The following is a 14,070-nucleotide window of genomic DNA, read 5'->3' on the forward strand; positions in this document are numbered from 1 at the left end:
GGCCGCGGGGCGCGTGGCCGGGCGGGGTCCCGGGGGGCGTCCTGGGCGCCGTACGACCCGGGCGCGCGAGGCGGGGGGCGCTCGCGAGGGCGCGCGCCGCGCCGAGTGCGCCCTTCGTGCTCCCCGTGGCCGGGCGGCCCAGGGACTCCGCCGCGCGGTGGTGGCGTCCGTCGCTGTGCACGAGCAGCCCCGGCGCGAACGGGCGCAGCACGAACGCGTCGAGCCCCGAGACGTGCCGCAGCTCCGGGTACGACGTGCTGAGCAGTTGTCCGATCCGGTCGAGCCGGAACCCGTCCACCTTCTCGGTCGACATCCGCCCGCCGACGTAAGGGGCGGCCTCTAGGACGACGGTCCTTACCCCGGCTCTGGTCAGCTCCTGTGCGGCCGACAGTCCCGAGACCCCGGCCCCCACGATCACGACGTCCGCATGGTGCGCAGGCTCTGGCACGTGCTCCTCCCGGAGGTTGCGCGGCTGCTGGGGCCCTTATGCCCTGCACAGGGCACCGGAATCCCCGAGTCCTGAACGAGGGTAGGAGTCCGGACAACCGCCGCCAGCGGCGCGGGGACCGGGCACGGTCGCACGGCGGTCGCACACCCGCACCCGCGCCCGCTCCGGACTCCCGCGGCCACTCCGGCGCCGCGGGCACCGCCGCTCGCGGGCTCGCGGGTTCGCGAGGGCTGCGGCGGCCGTTCGCGGGTTCCCGGGACTGTGGGCCGCGGGGCCGCTACCGCAGCGCCGCCCGTACCGCGTCGTCGACCGTCGGGTGCGCGAAGCTGAAGCCGGAGTCCAGCAGCCGCGCCGGGAGCACCCGCTGGCTGCCCAGGACGTCCCCGGCCATCTCCCCGAGCACGGCCCTCAGCACCGGAGCGGGGGCCGGGAACAGCGTCGGCCGGTGCAGCGCCCGGCCCATCGCCCGCGTCACCTCGCGGTTGGTGACCGGCCGGGGTGCCGTCAGGTTGAAAGGGCCGGACAGGTCGTCGCGGGCCAGCAGGTGCCGCAGGGCGGCCACCTCGTCGTGCAGCGAGACGAAGCTCCAGTACTGCCGCCCGTTCCCGAGCCGCCCGCCCAGGCCGGCCTTGAACAGCGGGAACATCCGCCCCCAGGCGCCGCCCTCGCGCGCCACGACCAGGCCGGTGCGGGCGAACACCGTGCGGACGCCCGCCTCCTGGAGGGGCAGCGCCGCCGCCTCCCACTCCACGCACAGGGACGGCAGGAAGCCCTCACCGGGAGGTGCGGTCTCGTCCACCGGGTGCTCACCGGTGTCCCCGTAGATGCCGATCGCGCTGCCGTTCACGAACACGCGCGGCGGTTCGTCGAGCGCCGCCACGGCGGTGACGAGGGTGCGGGTGCCGAGCACCCTGCTGTCGCGGAGCTCGCGCTTGTACGCGTCGCTCCAGCGGCGGTCGCCGATGCCGGCGCCCGCCAGGTTGACCACGGCGGTGCAGCCCGCGAGCCCCGCCGGGTCGAGGCGGCCCTCCTTGGGGTTCCAGCGCACCTCGTCGGGCGTGCGCGGGGCGCGCCGGACGAGGCGTACCACCTGGTGCCCGGCGGCGGTCAGGGAGCGGGTGAGCGCGGTGCCGATGAGGCCGGAGGCCCCCGTGACGACGACGCGCGAGGGCTGTCCCGAAGGGCTGGCTGACGGTTCCGGACGCGTGGGCTCCATGGGCCCATCCTGCCGCGAAACCGCCGACCGGGCCCACTGCCGGGGCCGCCGCCGCACCGCTCTGCGGACCTTCGCCGAGGTCGGGGCCGGGGGCGCGCGCGGGCGTGCGGGGCTGCCGCGAAAAGGACGCCTGGGCCGTCGTACGCGCGCCGTACAGTGACGCTCATGCAGCAGACGTACATACGCACGGCCCGTGCGGACGACGGGGACGCGCTGGCCCGCATGGACCGGGAGAACTGGTCCACGCTGCACTCCGTGCAGCCGCGCCCCACGCCCCCGTACGAGCCGTTCTTCACCGAACGCTTCGGCCCGCGCGACCACCTGGTCGCCGAGCTGGACGGCCGGCTCGTCGGCTACATCCGGCTCGGCTTCCCCACCCCGCTCGCCGTGCACGCGCACGTCCGCCAGATCCTCGGCTTCGTCGTCGCCGAGGAGGCCCGCGGCAAGGGCGTGGGCCGCCTGCTCATGCGGGCCGTGGTGGCGGAGGCCCGCCGCCAGGGCGCGCGCCGCCTCACCCTGCGGGTGCTGGGCCACAACACACCCGCCCGGACGCTGTACGAGTCCGAGGGCTTCGTCACCGAGGGCGTGCTGCCCGGGGAGTTCCTGCTGGACGGCACGTACGTGGACGACGTGCTGATGGGCCGCGCGCTGTGACCCGCGGGCGCCCCCCCGGCTCCCGGCGGTGAGCCGGGCGGCACCGGGCACGACCCGCGGTGTGGCCCTGCGCGGCACCGATGCGGCACACGTACGGACCTGGTGCGGGACCCCGTAGGGGACCTGGCGCGTGACCTCGTACGGGACCTGGTGCGGGACCCCGTACGGGATATGGCACGGGAACCCGGTGCGGGACCCGGTGCGGGACCCGTTCTGACCGGCTCGGCGTGCGCCCGCGCCGCGCGCGTAGGAGCGTGAGGACGACCTCCGTCGCCGCCGGGAAGGAGCACGGATGCCCAGGGCCGTGGTCAGGCAGCGGGACGCGCGCCACCCCGCCCTGCCGCGCCGCGCGCCCACGCCGCCCTGGACGCGCTGGGCCGCGCCCGTGCTCCTGGCCGTGACCGTCGTCGTCCAGGTCGCCACGCCCCGGACCCTTGACCTCAGCTTCCTGCTCGCCGCCGTCCCGCCGCTCGCCGCCCTCGCGTACGGGCCCGCGGCCACCGCGCTCCTCGGCGGCACCGTGCTCCTGCTCCTCGAACTGCCGCACTACGACCTCGGCCACCCCGGCGAGAGCGACACCGCGACCGTCGCCTTCGTGGCCGCCCTCAGCGTGCTGTTCGCCGCCGTCCGCAGCCGCCGCGACGCGCAGCTCGTCTCCGTGCGCACGGTCGCCGAGGCCGCGCAGTTCGCGGTGCTGCCGCCGCTGCCCGAGCACGTGGGGCCGGTGCGGTGCGCGGGCCTGTACCGGGCGGCGCAGCGCGGCACCCTGGTCGGCGGCGACCTCTTCGACGTCCGCCGGGGGCCGCGCGGGGTGCGGGCCCTCGTCGGCGACGTACAGGGGCACGGGCTCGCCGCCGTCGGTACGGTCGCCGCGCTGATCGGCGCCTTCCGGGAGGCGGCCCTCGACCAGCGCGACCTGGTGGGCGTCGCGGCCCGCCTGGACCGGCGCCTGGTCATCGACGCGGAGGACGCGGGGATCGCGGAGACCGAGATGGCGGAGAGCGCGGGGGACACCGGTGCGGCGGGGACCGCGGGGACCGCGGGGGCCGCCGGTGGCGCGGGGCACGGCGAGCCCGCCGAACTCTTCGCCACCGCCGTGCTCCTGGAGTTCGCCGCCGACGCCGACGAGCTGCGCGTCGTCTCCTGCGGACACCCGCCGCCGCTGCTGCTGCGCGGCGGCACCGTCACCGAGCTCGCCGTGTCCCCGGGCGCCCCGCTCGGCCTCGGGCTCGCCGGGGTCGCGCCGCCCGAGCAGACCGCGGTGGGGCTGCGGCCCGGGGACTGGATCCTGACCGTGACGGACGGGGTGACCGAGGCGCGGGACGCCTCGGGCGCCTTCTACCCGCTCACGGCGCGCCTCGCCGCGCTGACCGAGGTGCGCCAGCGCGACCCCGCGGCCCTGGCGGACGCGATCTGGAAGGACCTGGTCCGCTTCTCCGGCGGGGTACGCGACGACGTGGCGCTGCTGGTGTTCGCCTGGGAGCGCTGATGCCCGGCGCGGGCGGGCGGCCCGTCAGCGGGCCGCGAACCGCTCCCACAACTTCGGGTACCGCCGCGCCAGGGCCCCGTCGTCCTCGAAGTCGATCGCGGTGCCCTCCGGCTCCGGCGGGGCGGGGGAGATGCCCAGGTCCGGCGCGACGGTCCCGGTGAGCTGCTCGTACGCCTCGTCGGCGGCGTAGCCCAGTTCCTCGCCGTCACCGTCGATCTCGTCGTCGAAGTCGTCGAGGATGTCGGCCAGCGAGTCCGGGTCGTGCAGGGCGCCTTCGAAGACCTCGCGCCCCTGTCCGATGAGCCAGCACCGGAAGTAGTCGAAGGCGTCGTCGCTCGCGCCGTCGAGCAGGACCCACGCGGCACCCCACAGGTCCCAGCGGTAGGCGCGGTTGTAGCGGGACTCGAAGTGGCGCGCGAAGTCCAGGACGGCGTCCGGGTCGGTCCGCAGCAACCGCTCGACCAGCAGCTCGGCGTGGTCCTCCGGGTCGCCGTCGGCGGCCTGCCGGGTGCTGTCCACGATCTCCCAGAACTCCGTCTCGTCCATCACGGGACAAGCATCGGCCCTGGCCCCCGCGGACGCACGCGGAGTGCGCCGGAATGCGGCTGTGTCGTTATGCGTGCACATGCCCGTGGAAAGCCCGACAGAAGGTGTCGGCTTTCGCTGGAAGGCTCGCCGTATGCAGAACCGCACGCAGGACCATGCGCAGAGCCGTACGGAGAGCCGTACGCAGGACCGTACGCGGAGCCGTACGCAGAACACGGAGCGGAACCCGGACCGGAACACGGACGGGAACGCGAACGCAGAGGGGAACGCGAACGCGGAGGGGAACGCGAACGCAGAGGGGAGCGCGCACGCGGAGAGGAGCGCCAACGCGGAGGGGAACGCCGGTCCCCTGGCCGGGAAGGTGGCCCTCGTCGCCGGGGCCACGCGCGGCGCCGGACGCGCCATGGCGGTGGAGCTGGGCCGCGCCGGCGCCACCGTGTACGTCACCGGGCGGACCACGCGCGACCACGTCAGCGAGGTCGGCCGCCGCAGCGAGACCATCGAGGAGACGGCCGAGCTGGTGACGGCGGCGGGCGGCACCGGCGTCGCCGTCCCCACCGACCACCTCGTCCCCGGCCAGGTCAGGGCGCTCGTCGAGCGGATCGACGAGGAGCAACACCGCCTCGACATCCTCGTCAACGACGTCTGGGGCGGCGACGTCCACGTCGAGTGGGGCAAGAAGATGTGGGAGCACGACCTCGACAAGGGGCTGCGCATCCTGCGCCTCGGCGTCGAGACACACATCGTCACCAGCCGTTTCGCGCTGCCGTTGCTCGTCCGCTCCCGCGGCGGCCTGGTCGTCGAGGTCACCGACGGCACCGAGGAGTACAACAGGCGCTACCGCGAGCCGTACTACTACGACCTCGCCAAGGCGGCCCCGCTGCGGATGGCGCGCGCCCTGGCCGAGGAGCTGGCGGAGTACGGCTGCACGGCGGTCTGCCTGACCCCGGGCTGGCTGCGCTCGGAGGCCATGCTCGACACGTACTTCAAGGTCACGGAGGAGAACTGGCTCGACGGCACACGGCAGGACCCGCACTTCGCGATCTCCGAGACGCCCACGTACGTGGGCAGGGCCCTGGCCGCGCTCGCCGCGGACCCCGACGTGGCGCGGTTCAACGGGCAGTCGCTGTCCAGTGGCGGACTCGCCAAGGAGTACGGCTTCACGGACGTGGACGGTTCGGCGCCGGACGCGTGGCGCTACCTCATGGAGGTGGACCAGGAGAGCGACACGGCGGACGTGACGGGCTACCGGTAGCGGGGCGGCCGGGGCTCAGCCGTAGAGCGCGGCCATGCGGGCCGCCGTGGCCGCGAACCGCTCGCGCAGCTCCGGCGGCTCCAGGACCTCCACCTCCGGCCCCAGGGTGAGGAGTTGGGCGTACGCGACGTCGGGGGACTCGACGGGCAGGGTGATCGTCACCCGGCCCCGCCCGTCGGGCTCGGCGGCGTCCAGCGCCTCCTGGGCGGTGGCGCGGTCGGTGACGTACGGGAGCCGCCGCGCGCCGTCGGGGGACAGCCGGAGCACGGCCTTGTCGCGCAGGATGGCCCGCGCGAACTGCGCGGCGCGCTCCTCCCAGAAGGCGGGCAGGTCGAACTCCTCGTCCCGTACGAAGCGGTCGTCGCCACAGTCCGGGGGCGGCAGGACGGCGGTGAAGCGGTCGATGCGGTACACGCGGAAGCCCTTCTCCGGCACGCGGGCGCAGAGGTACCAGACACCGGCCTTCAGGACGAGGCCGTAGGGCTCCAACTCCCGCTCCACCTCGGTGTCCTGGCGCCGGTAGCGGGCGGTGACCCGCCGGTCGTCCCAGACCGCGTCGGCGACGGCGGGCAGCAGCGGCGGGGCCGGGGTCTCCCGGAACCAGCCCGGGGCGTCCAGGTGGAACCGCTGGGCCGCGCTCTGCGAGGCGTCGCGCAGGGAGGGCAGCAGGGCCGCGGAGACCTTCAGACGGGCCGCGGAGGCGGCGTCCTCCAGGCCCATCTCGCGCAGGGCGCCCGGCACGCCCGACAGGAACAGCGCCTCCGCCTCGCTGCGGGCGAGGCCGGTGAGCCGGGTGCGGTACCCGCCGATGAGCCGGTAGCCGCCCGTCCGCCCGCGGTCGGCGTACACCGGTACGCCCGCCTCGGACAGGGCCTGCGCGTCCCGCGTGATGGTGCGCTCCGACACCTCCAGCTCCGCCGCGAGCTCCCCGGCGGTCATCGAGCCCCGCGCCTGCAACAGCAGAACCATCTTGATGAGCCGGGCAGCACGCATACCCCCATGATGCCGCGCCCCACACGGGGGCAGGCCCCTGGCCTCCGGCGGGGGGCCTTGCCTGCCGAGGGCCTGCGGCTGTGCGGTGGGGTGGCTGGCGGCAGGCTTTGGCTGCGCGGTGGGGTGGCTGGGTGCCTGGCGGCAGGGCTTCGGCTGTGTGGCGGGGGGCCTGGCGGCATGGCTTCGGCTGCGCGGTGGGGTGGTTGGCGGCACGGCTTCGGCTGTGTGGCGGGGGGCCTGGCGGCAGGGCTTTAGCTGTGCGGTGGGGTGCCTGGCGGCACGGCTTCGGCCTCGCGGCGGGGCGGTGCCTGTGTTCGGCGGCACATCCGTGCCCGACTCCCGGGCAAGCGGCACCTGGATGCGGTGCCCCCAGCGGGGAGAGGGCTGAAGCGACGGGCCACCGCTCTGCGCGCGGCCTGGTCCCACCCACCCGCCCCCGCCGTGGTCCTGGGGCCTCTGCGGGTGGCGCCAGCGGCGGGGCTGGGGTGCGGGTCTGGTTCGCTGGTGCAGCGGCACCTGGGTGCTGTGCCCACCCTTCGCCAGGCTCTCGGCTTCGCTTGAGTAGGGGAGGCCTTACTCGGCCTGCGGGATGTTTGCCCGTAGCGGGGGAGAGGTTGCGGAGCGCAAGGGCGCCGCTCTGCGTGCGGTCTGGTCCCACCCGCCCGCCCCCGCCGTGGCGTGGCTTTGGGGCCTTCGCGGGTGGCGCCAGCGGCAGGGCTGGGGTGCGGGTCTGGTTCGCTGGTGCAGCGGCACCTGGGTGCTGTGCCCACCCTTGCCCAGGCTCTCGGTTTTGCTTGAGTAGGGGAGGCCTCACTCGGGCTGCGGGATGTTTGCCCGTAGCGGGGGAGGGGGTGCGGAGTGCAAGGGCGCCGCTCTGCGTGCGGTCTGGTCCCACCCGCCCGCCCCCGCCGTGGCGTGGCTTTGGGGCCTTCGCGGGTGGCGCCAGCGGCGGGGCTGGGGGTGCGGGTTTGGTTTGCCGGTGCAGCGGCATCTGGGTGCTGTGCCCACCCTTCGCCAGGCTCTCGGCTTCGCTTGAGTAGGGGAGGCCCCTCTTGCCCTGCGGAACGTGCCTACAGCGGAGGGAGAGGCTGGGGAGTGCGGAGGGCCCCTCCTCTGTGCGCGGCGTGGTCCCACCGGCCCGCCCCCGCCGTGGCTGCGGGGCCTCCGCGGGTGGCGCCAGCGGCAAGGCTGGGGTGCGGGCCTGGTTCGCCGATGCAGCGGAACCTAGGCGCTGTGCCCGCCCTTCCCCAAGCTCTCGGCTTCGCTCCCGCAAGGTAGACCCCTGCGGGACGTTTGCCCGCAGCGGGTGGCGCGCAGGGTCACCCGGCGACGGCGCCGCAGCGCTCCGCGTCAGGGCCGGGCGGACGCAGCCAGGTGTCACGGGTGGGCGGGTGGGAGAACCGCCGCGGTAGCGGCGGAACGCATCGAACGGCGCCGCAGCGCTCCGCGTCGGGGCCGGGCCGGCGCAGCCGGGGTGTCACGGGTGGGCGGGCGGGAAGGCCGCCGCGGTAGCGGCGGAATGAGACGGCGGGTGAGCGCTCCGCGTCGGGGCCGGGCCGATGAAGCCGGGGACGTGCGGGTGGGCGGGTGGGAGGGGCACCGGTGACGACGGCGCCGCAGCGCTCCGCGTCGGGGCCGCGCCGACGAAGCCGGAGACCCGCGGGTGGGCGGGTGGGAGAACCCGCCGCAGCACCACGCAGCAAAGCAGCGGGGCGATGGAGAGGCCCAGCCCCACCCACCGCCCCGCCCGCATCGAGCCGAAGGCTTACAACCGCCGAGGGCCTACAGCCGCCGAGGGCCTACACCCACCGAAGGCTTACACCCACCGAAGGCTCACAGCCCGTACTTCGCCCGAGCCTCCTTCACCGCAGCCCCCGGCACCTCCCCGCGCCGAGCGAGCTGCGCGAGCGCCGCGACCACGATGGACTCGGCGTCGACGCCGAAGTGGCGGCGGGCCGCGTCCCGCGTGTCGGACAGGCCGAACCCGTCCGCGCCCAGCGACGAGTAGTCCTGCTCGACCCACTGCGCGATCTGGTCGGGGACCTGCCGCATGTAGTCGGAGACGGCGAGGACGGGACCCTCGGCGCCCTGCAGCGCCTGGCGTACGTACGGCACGCGCTCCTCGCCCCGCAGCAGCGCCTCGTCCGCGTCCAGGGCGTCGCGGCGCAGCTCCGTCCAGGAGGTCGCGGACCACACGTCGGCGGCCACGCCCCACTCCTCGGCGAGCAGCCGCTGCGCCTTGAGGACCCAGTGGATGGCCGTACCCGAGCCGAGGAGCTGGATCCGCGCGGCGTTGGCGGCGGGGGAAAGACCCGCCGACTCGGCCGTGTTGAAGCGGTACAGGCCCTTGACGATGCCCTCGTCCACGCCCGCGGGCTTCGCGGGCTGCGGCATCGGCTCGTTGTAGACGGTCAGGTAGTAGAAGACGTCCCTGTCCTCGGCGGTCTCGCCCGGCTTGGCCTCGCCGTACATGCGGCGCAGGCCCTCCTTGACGATCGCGGCGATCTCGTACGCGAACGCCGGGTCGTACGACAGGGCGGCCGGGTTCGTCGCGGCGATCATCGGCGAGTGGCCGTCCGCGTGCTGGAGGCCCTCACCGGTCAGCGTGGTGCGGCCGGCGGTGGCGCCGATCAGGAAGCCGCGGCCGAGCTGGTCGCCGAGCTGCCACATCTGGTCGGCGGTGCGCTGCCAGCCGAACATCGAGTAGAAGATGTACAGCGGGATCATCGGCTCGCCGTGCGTGGCGTACGCGGTGGACGCGGCGATGAAGTCCGCCATCGAACCGGCCTCGGTGATGCCCTCGTTGAGGATCTGGCCGTTCGTGGCTTCCTTGTAGTACATGAGCTGGTCGCGGTCGACCGGCTCGTACGTCTGGCCCTTGGGCGAGTAGATGCCGAGCGACGGGAACAGCGACTCCATGCCGAAGGTGCGCGCCTCGTCGGGGACGATCGGCACCCAGCGCTTGCCGGACTCCTTGTCGCGGACCAGGTCCTTCAGGAGCCGGACCAGCGCCATGGTCGAGGCGACCGACTGCGAGCCGGAGCCCTTGTCGAAGGCGGCGAAGGCCTTGTCGGCGGGCGCGGGCAGCGGCGCGACGGGGTGGACGCGGCGGGCCGGGGCCGGGCCGCCGAGGGCCGCGCGGCGCTCCTGGAGGTAGCGGACCTCGGGGGAGTCGGCGCCGGGGTGGCCGTAGGGCACCACGTCGTCGACGAACTGGGAGTCGGAGATCGGCAGCTCAAGAAGGTCGCGCATGTTCTTGAACTCGTCCGTCGTCAGCTTCTTCATCTGGTGGTTCGCGTTCTTGGACGCGAAGCCCTCACCGAGGGTGAAGCCCTTGACGGTCTGCGCCAGGATGACGGTCGGCGCGCCCTTGTGCGCGAGGGCCGCCTTGTACGCGGCGTACACCTTGCGCGGCTCGTGGCCACCGCGGGAGAGGTGGAAGCACTCGAGGATCTTGTCGTCGCTCAGCAGCTTCGCCATCTCGACGAGCGCCGGGTCCTTGCCGAAGAAGTCCTCACGGATGTACGCGGCGTCGCGCGTCTGGTACGTCTGCACCTGCGCGTCCGGCACCTCGCGCAGCCGGCGGACGAGGGCGCCGGTGGTGTCGAGCGCGAACAGCTCGTCCCAGGCGTTGCCCCACAGCGACTTCACGACGTTCCAGCCGGCGCCGCGGAACTGGGCCTCCAGCTCCTGCACGATCTTGAAGTTGGCGCGCACCGGGCCGTCGAGGCGCTGGAGGTTGCAGTTGATGACGAAGGTCAGGTTGTCCAGACCCTCGCGGGCGGCGAGCGCGAGGGCCGCCGTCGACTCCGGCTCGTCCATCTCGCCGTCGCCGAGGAACGCCCACACGTGCGAGGCGGAGACGTCCTTGATGCCGCGGTTCGTCAGATAGCGGTTGAAGCGGGCCTGGTAGATGGCCGACAGCGGGCCGAGGCCCATGGAGACCGTCGGGAACTCCCACAGCCAGGGAAGGCGGCGCGGGTGCGGGTACGAGGGCAGGCCGTTGCCGCCGGCCTCCTGGCGGAAGTTGTCCAGGTGCGTCTCGTCGAGCCGGCCGTCGAGGAAGGCGCGGGCGTAGATGCCGGGCGAGGCGTGGCCCTGGATGTAGAGCTGGTCGCCGGAGCCGTCGCCCTCCTTGCCGTGGAAGAAGTGGTTGAAGCCGGTCTCGTACAGCCAGGCGGCGGAGGCGAAGGTGGCGATGTGGCCGCCGACGCCGTACTTGGAGCCGCGGGTGACCATCGCAGCCGCGTTCCAGCGGTTCCACGCGGTGATCTTCCGCTCCATCTCCTCGTCGCCGTCGATGACAGGCTCCGCGGCGGTGGGGATGGTGTTGACGTAGTCCGTCTCAAGAAGCTTGGGCAGCGCCAGGCCCGCGCCCTCGGCGCGCTCCAGCGTGCGGCGCATCAGGTACGCGGCGCGGTGCGGCCCGGCCGCCTGGGTCACGGCGTCCAGGGAGGCCTGCCATTCGGCGGTCTCCTCCGGGTCGCGGTCCGGGAGCTGGTCGAGCTCGCTCGGCTGGATGCGGGAGGGGTCGGTCATGACGCCGCCTTCCTGAGTCGGAGGGGTTCCCGTGCCTGAGTCGGGCGGGGTCCCTTAACGGAAAGGGTCGGGGGTGCCCTTGGTCTTTGGCAGGACAGGGCGCGGGGCTCGGTGGAGCCCGTCGACGACTGTAAGCCCGCGATCGATGATCGATCAAAGCGTTGAGCGGAAAACTTCGCTGTACAGGCAAAAGTAGGCACAGGGTGCCACAGTGCGGGGCACCCGGTGCCTTCATTTCGTAGGATACGCGCAGGTGGGACCACCTTTGAGCGCGGTGCGTGCGAAATGAGCGGATGCGTCCCGCCGACGGTACGGGGGTCACCGCGCCGCTGCCCGGCCGGAGGCGCCCCGCGCGGGGCAACCGGGGCCGGAGGCGTCACCCCCGGGGCCCGGCCGGAGGCCTACGCGTTGCGGTCCGGACGCGGCGCGCACCCCAGCACGTGCGCCTTCACCAGCTCCGCGATCCTCGGGTCCCGCGCCCGGAACGCCTGTACGAGGGCCTCGTGCTCCTCCGCGTACGACTGCTGCACCGTGCCCAGCCAGCGGATGGACAGGGCGGTGAAGACCTCGATGCCGAGGCCCTCCCAGGTGTGCAGCAGCACCGAGTTCCCGGCGGCCCTGACCAGCTCGCGGTGGAAGGCGACCGTGTGCCGGACCTGCCCGGTGCCGTCCTTGGCCCGGTCGGCCTCGTACAGGGCGGCCACGTGCGGCTCGAGGGCCGAGCAGTCGTCGGCGAGCCGGTCCGCCGCCAGCTCCGCGGCGATGGCCTCGAGGCCCGCGCGGACCGGGTAGCTCTCCTCCAGGTCCGCGGCCGTGAGGTTGCGCACCCGCACGCCCTTGTTGGGCGCGGACTCGATCAGGCGCAGCGACTCCAGCTCCCGCAGCGCCTCGCGCACCGGGGTCTGGCTGACCTCAAGCTCGACGGCGATGCGCCGCTCCACGATCCGCTCGCCCGGTTTCCAGCGACCGCTGACGATGCCTTCCACGATGTGCTCGCGAATCTGTTCGCGCAGCGAGTGAATGACGGGCGCGGTCATGTGGGCTCCTCAGCGGGGCGTGGCCCATGGGTGGCGGGGGGCCTTTAGACAATACGGCGGGAAGGCGCCGCGCAGGTGGTCCCAACGGCGCTGTGGCAGGTGAAGCTCGTAACAGCGGGACCGCTTCCCGCCCTCGCGGGCGAGGGGGGCGACGGCCGCCCGTCCGGGGCCGGCCGCGGGCGCACGCCGCGCGGGCGATCCAGCCCGAAGGGGGCCGATTCCGGACGTCCCTCCGCCTCAACTTCCCCATGCCTTGGAGGACTTCACCTCCGCAACGAGACTCCCCGCCGGGGCGGCTGCGCTGCGGGTGCGGCTCGGGGAGTTCTACGCCCTGCCGGACGTCGGCTGGCCGACGCGGACGTGCTGGACCGGCCGGCGCTGCTCGCCGACCACATCCGGCGCAGCGTGGCGGAGGGCCTGGTCCCGGCCCCGGCGAGCCCCGCCACGCACGGGGAGTGGCACGCCTGCTTCCCGGAGCTGGGACAGTTCCTCGGCGGCTGGTTCTCGCAGGACATGCCGGACGAGTTCGACGGTCACGAGGCGGCGGTGGACGACTACGCCGCGACGACCGACCGCCGGCTCGTCGCCCGGCTCGTCGGGGAGACCAGGGAACTGCCGGCCCTGGGCCTCGACGAGGCGGAGTACGCCGTCGGCGTCGCCGAGCTGGGCATGGAGGTCGAGGTTTTGGCCCCGTACGGCCCGAGCGGCTGGCCGGCGCTCGTCGCCGCCCGGCTGGGGTGACGGGCGCCGCCCGGCTGGGGGACCGGCGGCGCCCGGACAACGCGTACGGCCCCCGCCCGAACACTCCGGGCGGGGGCCGCACGCGTACCGCGCCGGGGCCTTACAGGCCGAGCTCGACCTCGAACTCGCCGGCCTCCAGGATGGCCTTGACCGTCGTCAGGTAGCGGGCGGCGTCCGCGCCGTCCACCAGGCGGTGGTCGTAGGACAGCGTCACGTAGGTCATGTCGCGCACGGCGATGGTCTCGCCGAGGTCCGGGTGGTTGACGACCACCGGGCGCTTGACCGTGGCACCGATGCCCAGGATGGCGACCTGGTTCGGCGGCACGATGATCGTGTCGAACAGCGCGCCGCGCGAGCCGGTGTTGGAGATGGTGAAGGTCGCGCCCGACATCTCGTCCGGGCTGATCTTGCTGGTGCGGACCTTGTTGGCCAGGTCGGCGGTCGCCTTGGCGATGCCGGCCAGGTTCAGGTCACCGGCGCCCTTGATGACCGGCGTCATCAGACCCTTCTCGGAGTCCACGGCGATGCCGATGTTCTCCGAGTCGAAGTACGTGATGGTGCCCTCGTCCTCGTTGATGCGGGCGTTGACGACCGGGTGGGCCTTCAGCGCCTGCGCCGCCGCCTTGACGAAGAACGGCATCGGGGACAGCTTGACGCCCTCGCGGGCGGCGAACGCGTCCTTGGCGCGGGCACGCAGCTTCATCAGCTTCGTGATGTCGACCTCGACCACGCTGGAGAGCTGGGCCTGGCCGTGCAGCGCCTTCATCATGTTGTCGCCGATGACCTTGCGCATGCGGGTCATCTTGACCGTCTGGCCGCGCAGCGGGGACGCCTCGATGGCCGGGGCCTTGGCAGCCGCCGCGGGCGCCGACGCGGCCGCGGGAGCGGCGGCGGCCGGAGCCGGGGCGGACTTCGCGGCCTCGGCGGCGGCGAGCACGTCCTGCTTGCGGATGCGGCCACCGACGCCGGTGCCCTTGACCGAGCCCAGGCTGACACCGTTCTCGGCGGCGAGCTTGCGCACCAGCGGGGTGACGTACGCGCCCTCGTCGGCCGGAGAGGCCGGAGCCGGGGCGGCCGGGGCGGCCGGCTGGGCCGGAGCGGGCTGCGCCGGGGCGGCCGGGGCGGCGGCGGCCTCGGCCGGAGCCGGGGCCT

11 protein-coding genes are annotated in these 14,070 nt (G+C 74.1%); 4 read left to right on the forward strand and 7 right to left on the reverse strand.

The genetic code is table 11. The annotated features are described in order from the left end of the window. Together IE330_RS34470 and IE330_RS34475 are read right to left on the reverse strand one after the other, a co-directional pair. On the reverse strand, positions 1-448 hold a 448-nt coding region (locus tag IE330_RS34470), incomplete at its 3' end, for an FAD-dependent oxidoreductase (RefSeq protein WP_190140120.1). Positions 449-725: 277 nt separating this feature from the next. Then, a complete protein-coding gene (locus IE330_RS34475; protein ID WP_190140121.1) occupies positions 726-1,664 on the reverse strand; it encodes a TIGR01777 family oxidoreductase in 939 nt (312 codons plus the stop codon). A gap of 165 nt (positions 1,665-1,829) precedes the next feature. Between IE330_RS34475 and IE330_RS34480 the strand changes: the two genes are divergently transcribed. After that, positions 1,830-2,318 carry a GNAT family N-acetyltransferase gene (locus IE330_RS34480; RefSeq protein ID WP_190140122.1) on the forward strand — a complete coding sequence of 163 codons (489 nt, stop codon included), beginning with the start codon at positions 1,830-1,832 and terminating at the stop codon, positions 2,316-2,318. Between the two features lie 292 nt (positions 2,319-2,610). Next, positions 2,611-3,807 (forward strand): PP2C family protein-serine/threonine phosphatase, encoded by a 1,197-nt coding sequence (locus IE330_RS34485; RefSeq protein ID WP_190140123.1) that lies wholly within the window; start codon positions 2,611-2,613, stop codon positions 3,805-3,807. Positions 3,808-3,831: 24 nt separating this feature from the next. Here the strand turns inward: IE330_RS34485 and IE330_RS34490 are convergent, their stop codons facing one another. Beyond that, a complete protein-coding gene (locus IE330_RS34490; protein ID WP_190140128.1) occupies positions 3,832-4,353 on the reverse strand; it encodes a DUF4240 domain-containing protein in 522 nt (173 codons plus the stop codon). Between the two features lie 133 nt (positions 4,354-4,486). On the opposite strand from IE330_RS34490, the gene IE330_RS34495 reads away from it, so the two are divergent. Continuing rightward, positions 4,487-5,608, forward strand: a complete 1,122-nt coding sequence (locus IE330_RS34495) for an SDR family oxidoreductase (RefSeq protein WP_229926129.1) — start codon at positions 4,487-4,489, stop codon at positions 5,606-5,608. A gap of 15 nt (positions 5,609-5,623) precedes the next feature. Here the strand turns inward: IE330_RS34495 and IE330_RS34500 are convergent, their stop codons facing one another. The 3 genes from IE330_RS34500 to IE330_RS34510 all read right to left on the reverse strand — a co-directional run bounded on the left by IE330_RS34500 (position 5,624) and on the right by IE330_RS34510 (position 12,177). After that, positions 5,624-6,601: a helix-turn-helix transcriptional regulator gene (locus tag IE330_RS34500; protein WP_190140124.1), complete on the reverse strand. Its 978-nt coding sequence runs from the start codon at positions 6,599-6,601 to the stop codon at positions 5,624-5,626. 1,833 nt (positions 6,602-8,434) lie between these two features. After that, positions 8,435-11,140, reverse strand: coding sequence for a pyruvate dehydrogenase (acetyl-transferring), homodimeric type (gene aceE, locus IE330_RS34505; RefSeq protein WP_190140125.1), 2,706 nt, complete (start codon positions 11,138-11,140; stop codon positions 8,435-8,437). 401 nt (positions 11,141-11,541) lie between these two features. Further along, on the reverse strand, positions 11,542-12,177 hold the full coding sequence (locus tag IE330_RS34510) for a GntR family transcriptional regulator (protein ID WP_190140126.1): 636 nt from the start codon (positions 12,175-12,177) through the stop codon (positions 11,542-11,544). A gap of 360 nt (positions 12,178-12,537) precedes the next feature. Here IE330_RS34510 and IE330_RS34515 point away from each other — a divergent pair, with 360 nt between their 5' ends. Continuing rightward, positions 12,538-12,918, forward strand: coding sequence for a contact-dependent growth inhibition system immunity protein (locus IE330_RS34515; RefSeq protein WP_308439070.1), 381 nt, complete (start codon positions 12,538-12,540; stop codon positions 12,916-12,918). 100 nt (positions 12,919-13,018) lie between these two features. On the opposite strand, the gene sucB is transcribed toward IE330_RS34515, so the two are convergent. Then, positions 13,019-14,070, reverse strand: a 1,052-nt coding sequence (gene sucB / locus IE330_RS34520) for a 2-oxoglutarate dehydrogenase, E2 component, dihydrolipoamide succinyltransferase (RefSeq protein ID WP_190140127.1), incomplete at its 5' end; no start/stop codon positions are given.

The organism is Streptomyces longispororuber (genome assembly GCF_014656095.1).
Lineage (GTDB): Bacteria > Actinomycetota > Actinomycetes > Streptomycetales > Streptomycetaceae > Streptomyces > Streptomyces longispororuber.

Bases quoted from the DNA above. Each gene is read 5' to 3' on its own strand.
- IE330_RS34485 (WP_190140123.1), top strand. From the start codon at position 2,611: ATGCCCAGGGCCGTGGTCAGGCAGCGGGACGCGCGCCACCCCGCCCTG.
- IE330_RS34500 (WP_190140124.1), bottom strand. From the start codon at position 6,601: ATGCGTGCTGCCCGGCTCATCAAGATGGTTCTGCTGTTGCAGGCGCGG.
- IE330_RS34490 (WP_190140128.1), bottom strand. From the start codon at position 4,353: ATGGACGAGACGGAGTTCTGGGAGATCGTGGACAGCACCCGGCAGGCC.
- IE330_RS34480 (WP_190140122.1), top strand. From the start codon at position 1,830: ATGCAGCAGACGTACATACGCACGGCCCGTGCGGACGACGGGGACGCG.
- IE330_RS34510 (WP_190140126.1), bottom strand. From the start codon at position 12,177: ATGACCGCGCCCGTCATTCACTCGCTGCGCGAACAGATTCGCGAGCAC.
- IE330_RS34475 (WP_190140121.1), bottom strand. From the start codon at position 1,664: ATGGAGCCCACGCGTCCGGAACCGTCAGCCAGCCCTTCGGGACAGCCC.
- IE330_RS34495 (WP_229926129.1), top strand. From the start codon at position 4,487: ATGCAGAACCGCACGCAGGACCATGCGCAGAGCCGTACGGAGAGCCGT.
- aceE (WP_190140125.1), bottom strand. From the start codon at position 11,140: ATGACCGACCCCTCCCGCATCCAGCCGAGCGAGCTCGACCAGCTCCCG.